8 protein-coding genes and 2 pseudogenes are annotated in these 16,088 nt (G+C 60.3%); all 10 read left to right on the top strand.

The genetic code is table 11. The features are described 5' to 3' along the window. Positions 1-839: 839 nt before the first annotated feature. Positions 840-971, top strand: a pseudogene (locus tag AC1ECK_RS28410) (ESPR domain-containing protein); the annotation flags it as partial. 330 nt (positions 972-1,301) lie between these two features. Continuing rightward, a pseudogene (locus tag AC1ECK_RS28405) lies at positions 1,302-6,638 on the top strand (ESPR-type extended signal peptide-containing protein); the annotation flags it as partial. After that, positions 6,618-7,436 carry a YadA family autotransporter adhesin gene (locus AC1ECK_RS28400; RefSeq protein ID WP_480325205.1) on the top strand — a complete coding sequence of 273 codons (819 nt, stop codon included), beginning with the start codon at positions 6,618-6,620 and terminating at the stop codon, positions 7,434-7,436. The pseudogene AC1ECK_RS28405 and the gene AC1ECK_RS28400, both read left to right, overlap by 21 nt. 197 nt (positions 7,437-7,633) lie before the next feature. After that, positions 7,634-9,460 carry a tetratricopeptide repeat protein gene (locus AC1ECK_RS28395; protein ID WP_480325137.1) on the top strand — a complete coding sequence of 609 codons (1,827 nt, stop codon included), beginning with the start codon at positions 7,634-7,636 and terminating at the stop codon, positions 9,458-9,460. After that, positions 9,457-11,142 carry a tetratricopeptide repeat protein gene (locus AC1ECK_RS28390; protein ID WP_480325135.1) on the top strand — a complete coding sequence of 562 codons (1,686 nt, stop codon included), beginning with the start codon at positions 9,457-9,459 and terminating at the stop codon, positions 11,140-11,142. The genes AC1ECK_RS28395 and AC1ECK_RS28390 overlap by 4 nt, the downstream gene beginning before the upstream one ends. 94 nt (positions 11,143-11,236) lie before the next feature. Continuing rightward, positions 11,237-11,605: an H-NS histone family protein gene (locus tag AC1ECK_RS28385; RefSeq protein WP_480325133.1), complete on the top strand. Its 369-nt coding sequence runs from the start codon at positions 11,237-11,239 to the stop codon at positions 11,603-11,605. A 21-nt stretch (positions 11,606-11,626) separates the two neighbouring features. Then, on the top strand, positions 11,627-12,793 hold the full coding sequence (locus AC1ECK_RS28380; RefSeq protein WP_480325131.1) for a DUF2827 family protein: 1,167 nt from the start codon (positions 11,627-11,629) through the stop codon (positions 12,791-12,793). Further along, positions 12,790-13,944, top strand: a complete 1,155-nt coding sequence (locus tag AC1ECK_RS28375) for a DUF2827 domain-containing protein (protein WP_480325129.1) — start codon at positions 12,790-12,792, stop codon at positions 13,942-13,944. Before AC1ECK_RS28380 ends, AC1ECK_RS28375 begins: the two co-directional genes overlap by 4 nt. A gap of 70 nt (positions 13,945-14,014) precedes the next feature. Continuing rightward, entirely contained in the window at positions 14,015-14,491 is a 477-nt protein-coding gene (locus tag AC1ECK_RS28370) for a DUF4019 domain-containing protein (RefSeq protein WP_480325127.1), read from the top strand. After that, positions 14,488-15,615, top strand: a complete 1,128-nt coding sequence (locus tag AC1ECK_RS28365; protein ID WP_480325125.1) for a DUF2827 domain-containing protein — start codon at positions 14,488-14,490, stop codon at positions 15,613-15,615. The genes AC1ECK_RS28370 and AC1ECK_RS28365 overlap by 4 nt, the downstream gene beginning before the upstream one ends. Positions 15,616-16,088: the final 473 nt, after the last annotated feature.

Below are 16,088 nucleotides of genomic sequence, written 5' to 3'. Positions count from 1 at the left end.
TGGTGTACGGTTCATTTTTCACCACATTGGTTCTCGCGCTGCGCGTGCACGCAGGAGCGGTACGAGGGCTTTCTTCGAGGTTGCGCTGCCAGTCAGCAATTTTAATTATTCGGCAGCGGGAAGTTGTGAACATTAGTGAACTGGGGCGATATTCCTCTGGCGTTGTCTCGAATTTGCCATTCCGGATGGGATGACATGCCGCGACCTTTGAGAATTGCTATATATTCCCGGTCGCAATGGAATTCCCAGGTCTTGGGGCGAGAGTTAAGTGCTTCGCAAGATTCAGTTCGCTTTCATTTTATTTACTCGCATACGCACAGATTTCGAAAATCCCACGGCTTGTCTACGGGTGGTTCGCCGTTGCACGACCTATCGGGTGTGCCTGGACTTGGTCCTCGGTAGAAGGCTTAGGCCTCGGCAGTTTGAGGTGATCTTTGCCTGGAAGGGGCAAGTGTCACAACGTGGATCGAGCGTCGTGCGCAGAAAGTGTACGAGGAATCTCCGCTTGGAAAGGCGCATTGGTCCGATGCATTGATGACTTTGTCGGCGCGACCAGTTCTGTCTGATGGCGGAAGTGGGGGCGGCTGCGTGTGTAGGCGGTCGTCTGAGACCGAGGCGTGTCACAAAGGTTTGCAATGTGGGGCTGGGCACTCCGTAGACTTTGTGAACGTTTTGATTTTTTTGAAAATGAAATCAGCCATCGAGAAATTTGAGAACGAATTTCGAATGGTTGGGCTTGAGTCGGGATTTCATATTTTATTTAAATCAAATTAAATAAATGAAGCCAGATCATAGGATTGGAGAGTGATCGGGTGGGTGAATCAGGTGGAGAATAAGCGATGAATAGGGCGTACCGATCGATCTGGAATGAATCACTGGGAACGTGGGTTGCCGTATCAGAGCTCGCCTCCGCCCGAGGCAAGCCCAAGAAATCGAAGATGGTTCATGCTGTCGCAGTGGCGGCAGTTGCTTTAGGTGCGCAGGTGCATGTTGCTTATGCGCAGTACGCTGCTGGAGCCAGTGTTGCATCTGGCGCTTCAGCGCCCGGCGCGCAGGCAAGCTCGGCCGCAAGTATAGCTATCGGCACCGCTCAGGGTGGGACCGCCGTTGCGCAGGGAGGAGCTTACGCAATTGCAATTGGTGGCAGTGCTTTTGCCAACGGGGTCTCCACAACCGCTCTTGGCGGCAATGCTACTGCCACCTTGAATGATGCAACGGCTATTGGTTACGGTGCTTATGCTACCACTAACGCAACGGCTCTTGGTTATGGTAGCTCGGCTAGTGGCTCCTACGCTGAAGCAATAGGGTTTGGGAGCGCTGCTACAAATAATTCCTCGATTGCCCTTGGTACGTACGCTGTCGCAACAGGCTCGGCCGCGGTGGCCGTAGGACTGTCTGCTTCCGCGCCGGGCACCGATGCTGTCGCCTTAGGACCGAACGCTTCCTCGACGGCTTCCAACGCCGTAGCTTTAGGGGCGGCGTCGATAGCTAATGTCGCAGGGTCGGTCGCACTCGGCAACGGCGCCTCTACGACTGCTACCGCATCTGCTGCCACGGGCGGCACCGGTGCGGTCACCCCCGTGACGATTGGCAGTACAACTTACGGGTCGTTTGCTGCCACCAGTTCCACCGCTGGTGTTGTGAGTGTCGGGACTCCTGGAAACGAGCGACGTATACAGAACGTAGCTGCGGGCCTGATCGGCGCGACCAGTACTGATGCGGTGAACGGCAGCGAGCTGTATTCGGTTGCAAGTACGTTAGGTTCTAACATTACTTCACTGTCAACGTCGACGTCGACGGGTATCAGCACGGCGCAGAGCGGAGTGAACTCGCTGTCTACGGGTCTGAGTACGACGAACAGCAATGTGGCGTCGTTGTCGACTTCCATGTCGACGGGCATCAGCACGGCGCAGAGCGGAGTGAACTCGCTGTCTACGGGTCTGAGTACGACCAACAGCAATGTGGCGTCGCTGTCGACGTCGACGTCGGCGGGAATCAGCACGGCACAGAGCGGTGTGACGTCACTGTCCACGGGCCTGAGTACGACCAACAGCAATGTGACGTCGCTGTCGACGTCGGCCTCGACGGGCCTGAGCACGACGAACAGCAATGTAGCGTCGCTGTCGACTGGTGTAAGCACGGCGCAGAGTGGTGTGACGTCGCTGTCCACGGGTCTGAGCACGACGAACAGCAATGTGGCGTCGCTGTCGACTGGTGTAAGCACGGTGCAGAGTGGGGTGACGTCACTGTCCACGGGTCTGAGTACGACGAACAGCAATGTGACTTCGCTGTCGACATCGACGTCGACCGGCATCAGCACGGCACAGAGTGGTGTGAACTCGCTGTCTACAGGCCTGGGCACCACCAACAGCAATGTGGCGTCGCTGTCGACTGGTGTAAGCACGGCGCAGAGCGGAGTGAACTCGCTGTCCACGGGTCTGAGCACGACCAACAGCAATGTGACTTCGCTGTCGACCTCGACGTCGACGGGTATCAGCACGGCACAGAGTGGTGTGAACTCGCTGTCTACAGGCCTGAGTACGACCAACAGTAATGTGGCGTCGCTGTCGACTGGTGTAAGCACGGTGCAGAGCGGAGTGACGTCACTGTCCACGGGGTTGAGTACGACCAACAGCAATGTGGTGTCGCTGTCGACCTCCACGTCGACGGGCATCAGCACGGCGCAGAGCGGTGTGAACTCGCTGTCCACGGGTCTGAGCACGACCAACAGCAATGTGACTTCGCTGTCGACCTCGACGTCGACGGGTATCAGCACGGCGCAGAGCGGTGTGAACTCGCTGTCCACGGGTCTGAGCACGACCAACAGCAATGTCTCCTCTCTGTCGACCTCCACGTCGACAGGCATCAGCACGGCACAGAGCGGAGTGAACTCGTTGTCCACGGGTCTGAGCACGACGAACAGTAATGTGGCGTCGCTGTCGACTGGTGTAAGCACGGCGCAGAGTGGTGTGAACTCGCTGTCCACGGGCCTGAGTACGACCAACAGTAATGTGGCGTCGCTGTCGACTGGTGTAAGCACGGTGCAGAGCGGAGTGACGTCACTGTCCACGGGGTTGAGTACGACCGACAGCAATGTGACTTCGCTGTCGACCTCGACGTCGACGGGCATCAGCACGGCGCAGAGTGGTGTGAACTCGTTGTCCACGGGTCTGAGCACGACGAACAGTAATGTGGTGTCGTTGTCGACCTCGACGTCGACGGGAATCAGCACGGCGCAGAGTGGTGTGAACTCGCTGTCCACGGGCCTGAGTACGACCAACAGTAATGTGGCGTCGCTGTCGACTGGTGTAAGCACGGTGCAGAGCGGAGTGACGTCACTGTCCACGGGGTTGAGTACGACGAACAGCAATGTGACTTCGCTGTCGACCTCGACGTCGACGGGAATCAGCACGGTGCAGAGCGGCGTGAACTCGCTGTCTACGGGTCTGAGCACGACCAACAGCAATGTGGTGTCGCTGTCGACGTCGGCCTCGACCGGTCTGAGCACAACGAACAGCAACGTCGCCTCGCTGTCGACCTCCACGTCGACGGGCATCAGCACGGCGCAGAGCGGTGTGAACTCGCTGTCCACAGGTCTGAGCACGACCAACAGCAATGTGGCGTCGCTGTCGACCTCGACCTCGACCGGTCTGAGCACAACGAACAGCAATGTCGCCTCGCTGTCGACCTCGACATCGACGGGTATCAGCACGGCACAGAGCGGTGTGAACTCGTTGTCCACGGGTCTGAGTACGACCAACAGCAATGTGGCGTCGCTGTCGACGTCGGCCTCGACGGGCCTGAGCACAACGAACAGCAACGTCGCCTCGCTGTCCACCTCGACCTCGACGGGTATCAGCACGGCGCAGAGCGGCGTGAACTCGCTGTCCACGGGTCTGAGCACGACCAACAGCAATGTGGTGTCGCTGTCGACGTCGGCCTCGACCGGTCTGAGCACAACGAACAGCAATGTCGCCTCGCTGTCGACCTCGACCTCGACGGGTCTGAGCACAACGAACAGCAACGTTGCCTCGCTGTCGACCTCAACATCGACGGGCATCAGCACGGCACAGAGCGGTGTGAACTCGTTGTCCACGGGTCTGAGTACGACCAACAGCAATGTGGCGTCGCTGTCAACGTCGGCCTCGACGGGCCTGAGTACAACGAACAGCAACGTTGCCTCTCTGTCGACTTCCACGTCGACTGGAATCAGCACGGCGCAGAGCGGTGTGAACTCGCTGTCCACAGGTCTGAGCACGACCAACAGCAATGTCGCCTCGCTGTCGACCTCGACATCGACGGGTATCAGCACGGCACAGAGCGGTGTGAACTCGCTGTCTACAGGCCTGAGCACGACGAACAACAATGTGGCGTCGCTGTCGACCTCGACCTCGACCGGTCTGAGCACAACGAACAGCAACGTCGCCTCGCTGTCGACCTCCACGTCGACGGGCATCAGCACGGCACAGAGCGGTGTGAACTCGTTGTCCACGGGTCTGAGTACGACCAACAGCAATGTGGCGTCGCTGTCGACCTCGACGTCGACGGGTATCAGCACGGCGCAGAGCGGAGTGAACTCGTTGTCCACGGGTCTGAGCACGACCAACAGCAATGTGACGTCGCTGTCGACCTCGACCTCGACGGGTATCAGCACGGCGCAGAGCGGAGTGAACTCGCTGTCCACGGGCCTGAGCACGACCAACAGCAACGTTGCCTCGCTGTCGACTTCCACGTCGACGGGAATCAGCACGGCGCAGAGCGGCGTGAACTCGCTGTCTACGGGTCTGAGCACGACCAACAGTAATGTGGCCTCGCTGTCGACCTCCACGTCGACGGGCATCAGCACGGCGCAGAGCGGCGTGAACTCGCTGTCTACGGGCCTGAGCACGACGAACAGCAACGTTGCCTCGCTGTCGACTTCCACGTCGACGGGAATCAGCACGGCGCAGAGCGGCGTGAACTCGCTGTCTACGGGTCTGAGTACGACCAACAGCAACGTGGCGTCGCTGTCGACGTCGGCCTCGACCGGTCTGAGCACAACGAACAGCAACGTCGCCTCGCTCTCGACCTCGACGTCGACCGGAATCAGCACGGCGCAGAGCGGCGTGAGCTCGCTGTCCACAGGTCTGAGCACGACCAACAGCAATGTGGCGTCGCTGTCGACGTCGGCCTCGACGGGCCTGAGTACAACGAACAGCAACGTTGCCTCTCTGTCGACTTCCACGTCGACTGGAATCAGTACGGCGCAGAGCGGTGTGAACTCGCTGTCCACGGGTCTGAGCACGACCAACAGCAATGTGGCGTCGCTGTCGACGTCGACCTCGACGGGCATCAGCACGGCGCAGAGTGGTGTGAACTCGCTGTCTACAGGCCTGAGCACCACCAACAGCAATGTGGCGTCGCTGTCGACGTCGGCCTCGACGGGCCTGAGTACAACGAACAGCAACGTTGCCTCTCTGTCGACTTCCACGTCGACCGGCATCAGCACGGCACAGAGCGGTGTGAACTCGCTGTCTACGGGTCTGAGCACGACCAACAGTAATGTGGCGTCGCTGTCGACGTCGGCCTCGACCGGTCTGAGCACAACGAACAGCAACGTCGCCTCGCTGTCCACCTCGACCTCGACGGGTATCAGCACGGCGCAGAGCGGCGTGAACTCGCTGTCCACGGGTCTGAGCACGACCAACAGCAATGTCGCCTCGCTGTCGACCTCGACCTCGACGGGCATCAGCACGGCACAGAGCGGTGTGAACTCGTTGTCCACGGGTCTGAGTACGACCAACAGCAATGTGGCGTCGCTGTCGACCTCGACCTCGACCGGAATCAGCACGGCACAGAGCGGCGTGAACTCGCTGTCTACAGGCCTGAGCACCACCAACAGTAATGTGGTGTCGCTGTCGACGTCGGCCTCGACGGGTCTGAGCACCACCAACAGCAATGTGGCCTCGCTGTCGACCTCGACGTCGACGGGCATCAGCACGGCACAGAGCGGAGTGAACTCGCTGTCCACGGGTCTGAGCACGACGAACAGCAACGTTGCCTCGCTGTCGACCTCGACGTCGACGGGCATCAGCACGGCACAGAGCGGTGTGACGTCACTGTCGACGGGCCTGAGCACCACCAACAGCAACGTCACCTTGCTGTCGACGGGCCTGAGCACGACCAACAGTAACGTTGCCTCGCTGTCCACGGGCCTGAGTACGACCAACAGTAACGTCACCTCGCTGTCGACGGGCCTGAGTACGACCAACAGCAACGTCACCTCGCTGTCGACGGGTCTGAGCACCACGAACAGCAACGTCACCTTGCTGTCGACGGGCCTGAGCACCACCAACAGCAATGTCTCCTCGCTGTCCACAGGTCTCAAGACGACCACAAGCAGCGTAAGTGCGCTGTCGACGGGCATCGCTACCGGCACGGTAGGCCTCGTACAGCAGGTCGGCGGTGCGCCGGGCAACGGCGCGATCACGGTGGGCGCCAACACGGGCGGAACTAGTGTCAACTTCGCCGGGACTGCGGGCCCGCGCCAGCTCAACGGCGTAGCCGCCGGCACCGCGCCGACCGATGCGGTGAACGTCAGTCAGTTGCAGACGGTAGCCTCGGAGGTAGGCGATGCCGTGCAGTATGACAATGCTTCGCATACCAGTGTGACGCTCGGCGGCGTTGGAGCAGCTTCTGCGGTTGCGTTGACCAACGTCGCGGCCGGCGCGGTGTCGGCATCGAGCACCGATGCCATCAACGGCAGCCAGTTGTTCACGTTTGAATCTACAGTCGAAACACAACTCAGCTCACTCGGCGGCCAGGTCACACAGCTCTCGCAACCCACGAGCACGGCCACGAATGCTGCGGCGGCGAACTCGAAGTACGTCGCAGTGAATTCGACCGGCAGTGCGGCGAGCGCGACGGGCACCGAATCGGTCGCGATCGGTGGCAACTCGAACGCCAGTTCGGGCAACAGCGTCGCAGTCGGTTCGGGTGCGCAGTCCACCGGATCCGGTTCGTCTGCGCTGGGTGCCAACGCCACTGCGTCCGCGCCGAACTCGGTGGCCCTGGGTTCCGGCTCGGTCGCCAGCCAGGCGAACTCGGTGTCGGTAGGCTCGCCGAACAATCTGCGGACCATCACCAATGTGGCGCCGGGCGTCAATCCGACTGATGCGGTCAACATACAGCAGTTGGGAGGGGTTCAGGACGAAGTGAACTCGATGGCGCGACAAGCTTATTCGGGCATCGCTGCTGCAACTGCTTTGACGATGATTCCAGAGGTCGATCCTGGCAAGACCTTGTCGATCGGGATTGGCACGGGGAACTATCAGGGCTACTCAGCGGTTGCGATCGGATTCACGGCGCGTATTACCGAAAACCTGAAGATCAAGGGTGGCGTCGGTACCAGCAGCTCAGGTACCGTGGTTGGGGCAGGTATTGGATATCAGTGGTGATGTGCAGATGTTGCAAGTGTGAATGAGGGAGCCGGCATGAGTGTCCTGGATTACATCGGTTGTCTTGTGGCCAACTTACTGCTGCGCTCCCGGCACACGTCCGTTGAGGTCGCACCCCGGTGCGCTTCGCGGTCGATGAGGCTGAGTGCGGGCATACTGGTTTCATTTTCGAACGACCGATCGCGATGAGTAATGAAATGGCATCGCGCTTTGAGCATATCGATGAACTGATCTCGCAGGGAGATCTTGTTGGGGCGTGGCGTCTGCTGGAGGCTCATCGTACTTCACACCCCAGCGCCCCGGGTGTGCTGACGGTGACTGGCCGGCTTCTGCGTTTGCGGGGACGCCACGTCGAGGCCCGTGTGCTGCTGGAGCACACGCTACGTGACGTCCCGAATGACCCCCGGGCGCAGGTCGAGCTCGCTTATATCGCGCGGGATCTTGGTGAGGTCGAAGCGGCCCATGTGTGGTTTGAGAGGGCGTACCATGACTATACGCAGGGTGAGGCATGGGTGCTGGACTGGATCGAACTTCTGTGCGGCCTGAGCCGGTTCGACCTCGCACAAAGTGCCGCTGCAGCCTATTGCGAACGCGTGCCTGGGAGCGCCCGCGGCTGGTTCTGTCTGGGCTTCGCGTACCAGCTTGGTAAGCGGCACGACCTCGTGCTCGGTGCCTATGAGCGGGCGATGCAGCTCGATCAGACAGTGCACATGCTACGCAACAACATGGCGGCCGCGTACATCGAGGTGAAAAGCTACGACAAGGCGCAATCGCTACTTGAGAAGACCCTCCATGACGATCCCGGCAACGCGTTGGCGTGGACCAATCTTGCGAACGTGTTGCTCAAGTGCGGTGATCCGGCTGCGGCCCAGGTGGCGGCCGAGCGTGCGTGTGCGCTAGCACCAGACTATTCGGTCGCACTGCAAGCCTGCACCAATGTGCTCAAGGAGCTGCAGGATTGGGACAGGGCACTGGGTATTGCGCAACGGGCAGCAAGCCTCGAGCCGGGTAACGCGTCGCTTGCCTGGTCGCTCGCCATGCTGCAACTGCTGTGCGGCGACTATGCCACGGGCTGGCAGAACCATGAAGCTCGGTGGGATGGTTCTCCTGAGTTGCGCGGCACTTTGCCGAGTCTGCCGGCGCCACGCTGGACAGGGCAATCTCTCGCCGGCAAGACCCTCTTTGTATGGGGCGAACAGGGCTATGGCGATGTCCTGCAGTTCGTGCGATTCCTGCCGCTCATCGCCAGACATGTCCGGCACGCGGGTGGCAAGCTGGTTTTCTGCTGTTTTGCGAACCTTCTGGCGCTGGTACGGCGCAGTCTCGGTGATGAGGTGGAGACGATCGTGGCAGACGATCAGCCGCTTTCCTGGCCCAGCTTCGACTATCAACTGCCGCTGGCGAGTCTGCCGTTGATGCTGGGCGTGACGCTGGACCAGCTTTCGGTCGCGCCGCGCTATCTTGAGGCCGACCCTGCAAAGGTCGAAGTGTGGCGTGCGCGATATACGCCGGTGGCGCGCAGGATCAGGGTCGGATTGGTGTGGAGCGGTGGTCGCACGCACCAGCGCAACTCGTTGCGCGCGGTGGATCCACTGGCCCTCGCGAGCGCGTTTGGCCCCGTGCAAGGCGTCGATTTTGTCAGCTTACAGATCGGTGCCGACGGTGAGACTGAGGCCCGGGTCATGTGCGAGGCAGGGTTGATGTTGACCGACCCCACCCCGGAACTGGTGTCGTTCGATGATACGGCGGCGTTGCTCCAGAGTCTGGATCTGGTGATCACCGTATGCACGTCGGTCGCGCATCTGGCAGGCGCCTTGGGCATACCGGCGTGGGTGTTGCTGGACGTTAATCCACACTGGGTGTGGATGACCGGACGCAGCGACAGTCCGTGGTATCCGTCAATCCGGCTGTACCGGCAACAGGAGTATGGCAGATGGGATCCGGTCCTGGCGCTGGTTGCGCGCGATCTTGAGGCGCTGGCTGCGACTGCGGCGCCCCAATTAGCCGAAACGGCGGGAGCATGACGAACCCATACGAAACCATCTTCCTGCCGGCATTCGAGGCACACCAGGCCGGCCGTGTTCAGGAGGCCGAAGAGGGCTATCGGCGGGTGCTCGCGTCCGATCCCCAGCATGCAGATGCGCTGCACTTGCTGGGGTTGATCCATGCTCACCGGGGCGCACTGTCTGAGGCTGAGGCGCTGATCCGGCAGGCGATCGGGATCAGCGAAAACGCCGTGTTTTTGACTAATCTGGGCGATGTGTTGTGTCAACTGGGACGGCTCACGGAGGCGGAGGCGGCCTGTCGTCGTGCGATCGAGCTGACGCCGGACCACACGCTCGCCCACTACAACCTCGGCGTGCTGCTCATGGGGGCGGGGCGTCGGGAGGAGGCGGAGTGCGCATTTCGTCGGACATTGACGCTTGACCCGAGCTCGAACGATGCTCTGAACAACCTCGGACTCCTGCTTGCCGGGATGGGGCGTTTCGATGAGGCCGAAACGGCGTACCGTCGCACAACCGGGAATGATCCCGGCTACCTTCGCGCTCACTACAACCTCGGGATGCAGCTTCTGCGGGCCGGACGTTTCGACGAGGCAGAGCAGGCATTTCGCCACGCGCTGGAGATCGACCCAAGGCACGCGGACGCCCGGAACAATCTCGGCGCTGCCCTGCGGCATCTGGGGTGTTACGACGAAGCCGAAGCGACGTACCGCACAGTGCTGCAGCAGCACCCTGATTTCGCAGATGCGCGCTGGAATCTGGCGTTCCTCCTGTTGAGCTTGGGACGATACGCTGAGGGCTGGCAGCATGCTGAGGCTCGCTACCATCCGCGTCGTAAGGCTAATGTGCCGCTCCCGGATCCGGGATATCCGCAATGGCAGGGCGAACCGCTCGCTGGCCAGTCTCTCGTGATATGGCACGAGCAGGGGCTCGGCGATGTAATCCAGTTTGCCAGGTACGCGCCGCTACTCAAGGCGCGTGGCCTGCGCCGTCTCACGTTGCTCTGTCCCGCGCCATTGAAGGCACTCATGGAGACGCTCGAGGGGGTCGATGAAGTGGTCTGTGATACCGGGGCGGTGGGGCCACACGATTTCTGGTCATTGATCACGAGCCTGCCGCTGCACTTCGGCACCACGACCGAGAACATTCCTGCGCGTCTGCCCTATCTCCACGCGCAGCCTGACCGGGTCGAGTATTGGCGTACCCGGTTGCCTGCAGGTGGGTTCAAGGTTGGACTTGTCTGGAAGGGGTCGACGGTCCATCAGCATGATGCAGACCGATCCTTGCCCAGTCTGCTATCGCTCGCGCCGCTATGGTCGGTGCCGGGCGTAACGTTCGTGAGCCTGCAGAAAGGACAGGGTGAAGACGAGCCAGCATTGCTGTCTGCAGATCTGCCCATCATGTCTGCGGGCTCGAGCATCAACGATCTTGCCGACACGGCAGCTCTCATCAGCCAGCTAGACCTGGTGATCTCGGTCGACACAGCGGTCGCACACCTTACCGGGGCACTGGGCAAGCCCTGCTGGCTCCTGTTGCACAAACCATGGACCGACTGGCGCTGGATGCACGACAGGACGGATTCGCCCTGGTATCCACATGTGATGAGCTTATACCGGCAATCGATGCCCGGAGACTGGGCGGAGGTTATCGAGCGGGTTGCGGTATCGCTGGGCCAGCTTGTGAATAGCGGGGCGGCTTCGTGAACGGGCGGTGCCTGTACAACGAGAGCGGCTCGGGGGACCGGGTCAATGGACTGTGAGGTTATCTGGAGAGCCCATAAAGGCTGATAAGAATCCAATGAATAGGTATCGGGAATTGCTAGGCCAGCTCAACGAACTCAAGCGGGAAATCGAGCTTGCCCGGGAGCGGGAGGCACAGCTTCTTGCCGCGCGCGTGCTGGCAGTACTGTCCGAGAACGGGGTCGACGTGCGGGATCTGTTGAAGTCTTCCCGGAGCGAAAAGCGTGGCGCTCGCCGGTTCGTTCCGAAATACCTCAATCCGGAAACCGGCGCCACATGGTCGGGCCGCGGACGGAAGCCGATATGGCTGATTGGTCAGGATCTCGAGAAATTCCTGATACCCGAAGACCATGATCGCGATGTCCGTAGGGTCGGTGCCGCCACCAGTGGGACCGACTCTTCTGCCACTCGTGGCGAGGGTTCGTAACATTGCGTGGATGTCTGAATAATGCGTATTGGAATTTCCGTTATTACCCATACCGGCCAGAATATCTGGCAGAACGGTCTTGGCCAGAATGTCATCTTTCTTGCCGGACTTTTTCAGCGCTTGCCTTTCGTGCAGTCGGTACTGTTGATCGATGTCGGCGACCAGGGGGTGATGCCGGCCCAGGTGGATCTGGGCGCGCACAACCTGCGGCTGATGAGGGCGCACGAAGCAACGGATGAGGTGGACGTGATCGTCGAGATGGGCGGCGCGCTCGATATCGAATGGCTTGACCTGATGCGTGCACGCGGCAAGAAGGTGGTGTTCTACTGTTGCGGCCAGCCGTATGTGAATCTCGCGGAACCCCCTATCTTCTGGAAGCCCGCGCACGCACCGCGCCCCGATCGTTGCGACGAGGTCTGGTACCTGCCGAAAGATGCCGCGTTCGCGCCGATGATGCGCCTCTTGCACCGCTGTGATGTATATGAGGCGCCGTTCATCTGGCATCCTCGGTTCGTCCAGCAGCGCATGCTCGAGATCGAGGCGCTCGGTAATCGTTACGGCTACACGGCTCGCGAGCAGGCCGCCGGTGAAACGGGCGGCGGCGCCCGCCGCGGTCTGCGCGTGGCCATTTTCGAGCCGAACATTTCGGTCGTGAAGACGTCGAGCATTCCGATGCTCGTCTGCGACGAGGCATATCGGACGGACCCCTGCACGGTTGAGGCGATGCACGTGCTCAATACCTTGCACCTCAAAGACCACTTTACCATGCTGCACTTCGCCAATTCGCTGGACCTCGTGCAGCAGCACAAGGCCATCTTTCACGGCAGGAACGATATTGTCGGTTTCATGGCGCAGCATGCCGACGCCGTCGTGTCGCATCAGTGGCAGAACGAACAGAACTACAGCTACCTCGATGCGCTCTACGGCGACTATCCGCTGGTGCACAACTCGCCGTGGTTAAAGGATGCGGGTTACTACTATCACGGCTTTGATGCACGTGAAGGTGCGGTGCAATTGCAGCGCGCGGCTGCCGGCCACGCGAGTGGTCTCGACGATTACAGAACCAGCTCGCAACGGGTATTCGCGACCGTCGATCCGTTCCGCCAGGCCAATCTCGACGCCTATGCGGCCCGGCTTTTGCACCTTTGCCGCGACACGGCATTTGCCCCCCATGCGAGCCGCTCATGAGCATTGAACTTGGCTTGGGTACCCAGTCACGCAAGCTGCGCGTCGGCGTATCGATCTACGTGCGCAAGGGCGAGCAATCGGTGTGGGAAAACGGCATCTACCAGAACTGCATTTTTCTCGTGATGCTGCTGATGCGCTCGCCGCTGGTCGAAGCCACGTATCTGGTGGCGGGGGGCGGCGATGGTGGGCCCGAGGACGCGAAGAACTTTCTCGCCGATTCGCCGGTGCCGTTGATCGACATGGACGAAGCGGCCACGACGCTCGACGTGATGATCGAGATGAGCGCCCAGTTGTCGCGCGAGTGGGTGGTGGCGTTTCGCGAGCGCGGCGGCAAGATCGTGTCGATGCGGGTAGGCAACGACTATGTCATCGACATCGAACGGATGATCTTCGACAAGCCGCACGGTCTCCTGATTAACGCGGCGCCGTATCACGAGGTCTGGACGCTGCCCGAATACGAAAACACCTGCGTACCGTATTACGCCAGCACCTTTCGCTGCCCGGTGCGCCTGATGCCGCACCTGTGGAGCCCGCTGATGCTCGAGCGCGAAGCGGCGCGTTTGCCCGAAGGGCTCACCTTCGGCTACCGACCGGGGCGGCGGCGCTGGCGCGCCGGCATCTTCGAACCGAATATCTGCATGGTGAAGACGAGCTTCGTGCCGCTGCTGTCCTGCGAGGCGGCGCACCGCGCCAATCCGGATCTGCTGGAACGCGTCTGGGCCTACAACACGTTCCATCTGAAAGAGCACGTGAGCTTCAACGGCTTCGCCCGCAGCCTGGATATCGTGAAGCACGGCCTGAGCTCCTTCGAGGGACGCTTTCCGTTTTGCCGAATAGTGGCGGAGCAGGTTGACGTAATCGTGAGCCACCATTGGGAAAACGCGCAGAACTATGTCTACTACGAGGCGTTGTACGGCGGTTACCCGATGATCCACAACTCGCACCTGATCGGCGACTGCGGCTACCGCTATCACGACTTCGATTGCGAGGAGGGCGGGCAGGCATTGCAGCGCGCGTTTGCAGAGCACGACACCCATTTCGACGCTTATCGTCGCACGGCGAATGCGTTCTTGCGGGGACTCGATCCCGAGAATGAGGAGAACGTGCGAATTTACAGCGATGCACTCGCCGCGCTCTACGAGCACCCTTGAGCGGGGTTAGCCATCTTCAGAAATTGCTGCTTATTAATATTGGTCCAGACTTATGTTTAGGGAGATTCACTTGAAACACATCATCGCAATTCTCAAATTGGCCGCCGTCTGCGTGCTGGCAGCGTCTGCTACGCTTGCCGTCGCTGCGCAGGGTTCATCGGCTGACGAACTGCTAAGCGACGCGGACCGCGTATTCCAGCAGTTCGACACGAACCGGTATGCCGACGCGTGGCAGGACGCGGCGCCGTTCGTCAAGGCGAAAATCCCGCAGGACCAGTTCGTCAGAACAATGAGCCAGGCCCGCGAGACGCTTGGCGCGATTACCCGGCGCGGTTGGTCGTCGATCACACGGATCCAGTACGTCGGCGCGAGTGGGTTTCCGGACGGACTCTATGCGAATGTCGACTACGCGTCGACGCTCGCCAGCGGCCGCACGGTCTTCGAGATGTTGAGCTTCCAGTTGGGTACCGACGGTCAGTGGCACCTGACCGGCTATGTGCCGCGTCAGACTCAAGGAGCGACAGCCGCGCACGCCGCCACGCCATGAACGGTCTGCGTGTCGGCATTACGATCGGGTTGCACCATGCGGGCGAAACGCTGTGGAACAACGGGATCAAGCAGAATGCCGTGTTTCTTGCCGAGGCGTTGCGGCATTGTCCACAGGTGGCCCACGTCGTGTTGGTCAATACGACGCAGGTGCCGGTTACTTCGGCATTACCGTGGGATCTCGCCCGCTATCCCACCGCGAGTTTCGAGGCCGCGAAAGACGCTGTGGACGTGTTGATCGAACTCGGCGGCCAGATCGATGGCATGCAGACCGATTACCTCAAGCAGCGCGGTGTGCGGCTGGTCTCCTATTGCTGCGGATTCGAGTACATCCACGCGATGGAATCCGTGCTCTTTCGCAAACGAATGTGGGGCGAGCATCTGTTCGTCAACCAGCGCTACGACGATATCTGGATCATCCCGCAGGTCGCCAATATCAGCCGGTCCTACTTCGAGGTCTTGCGGCGTCAGACCGGGCGCATCGTCCCATTCGTGTGGAGCCCGATGTTTCTCGACGAGCGCGTCGCAGAGCTTCCGCATGCCGGCGAATATCAGCCGCGACCCGGTGCGAAACGGCTGAGCGTGATGGAGCCGAACATCAATGTGGTGAAGTTCTGCCTGTACCCGGCGCTGATTGCCGAACTGGCTTACCGCGAGCGGCCCGGGAGCATAGCCATTCTGCAAGTGACGAATGCGGACGTGATCGCCAGAGAAAGTCTCGAGTTCATCACGTTGTTGAATCAGTTCGATATCGTCAAGGAGCACAAGGCGGTGTTCCTTGGCCGTCACGAAACGCCGGCATTTCTGGCCGAACATACCGACATTGTCGTTTCGCACCAAATGGAGAATCCGCTCAACTACTTCTATCTGGAAGTGTGCTGGCAAGGTTACCCATTGGTACATAACGCGTCTCTCTGTGCTGATCTTGGCTACTACTATTGCGACAACGACGCCGAGGAGGGCGCACGACGCGTCATCGAGGTAATCGAGACACACGATGCACAGGCGTCATGGTATCGAGAGCGGCAGCGCGCGCTGATTGGGCGGTATTTGCCGGATAACGGACAGCTAGTGACGAGTTATGCCGCGCTACTTGACGAGTTGATGGCCCGGCCCATTCGCTAACCGAAGCGCTTTCATGTTCCTGGAAAATTTACCTCGAAAGACTCTATGAAAATCGCAGTCCTTGAGGACGAACCTGCTCAAGCTGATTTTATCTGTCAAGCGCTAATCGCAGGTGGTCACGAGTGTCAGGTGTTTTCGACCGGAATAGGGTTGCGGCTTGAGCTTAAAAACAGACCTTTGATCTGCTGGTTCTGGATTGGAATATCCTGGACATTTATAGATACCGGCTTGATTTTGTACGAGCAGGTTTGCTTTGAGCATGTAGCTTGCCCTTCGTACTGCGGCAGACCAAGCATCCCGGGCTCTTGCCGCCGGACCGTTGCCACCCCTTCGACGATGCGAGCTCCCCCCCATGTGGGGGGCTCCTTTGCTGCGCGGCAACGTCTATTCTGAGTTCACGAAGTTCACAAAATATGTCTGGACAACGGCGTCGAGAACAGAAGCCCAGTCATTTTTGGCTGTTGGGTGGATTC

It is taken from the genome of Paraburkholderia sp. SSBN10T, from assembly GCF_056619545.1.
Note: the sequence above shows the minus strand (reverse complement) of the source record. Positions and strands in the feature narration are given on the sequence as shown.